The 375-nt window shown below is 30.9% G+C and carries 1 protein-coding gene; it reads right to left on the reverse strand.

Annotated elements, in window-relative coordinates; genetic code table 11:
* Positions 1-332, reverse strand: a 332-nt coding sequence (locus tag DLK05_RS17250; protein WP_235832033.1) for a PAS domain-containing protein, incomplete at its 3' end; no start/stop codon positions are given.
* Between the last annotated feature and the right edge of the window lie 43 nt (positions 333-375).

Below are 375 nucleotides of genomic sequence, written 5' to 3' on the forward strand. Positions count from 1 at the left end.
GTTTGAATTGAGCTATATATTTTGTCTTTTTCTATTTCTTTGTTTTTACGATCGGTAATATTAGTAAATGTTCCCAGTATGCCAACAATTTCTTTAGAGCTATTATACATGGGTATTTTGTTCGTATCTAACCATACGTGCTTACCATTTCTTTGCTTTTGATGTTCAACGATATGAAATAGACTTTTTCCACTTTCAATTACCTTCTTGTCATCTTTCATATAAGATTTAGCTCGTTCTCTATTCAGGGTCAAATCATAATCAGATTTGCCTACTATTTCGTTAGCTGATTTTAAGCCTGCAATTTTGGCAAAATTATCATTACAGCCCATATATATTGAGTTTCTATCCTTCCAAAAAATATACTGAGGTATA

Source organism: Ancylomarina longa, from assembly GCF_003996985.1.
GTDB classification, from domain to species: domain Bacteria; phylum Bacteroidota; class Bacteroidia; order Bacteroidales; family Marinifilaceae; genus Ancylomarina_A; species Ancylomarina_A longa.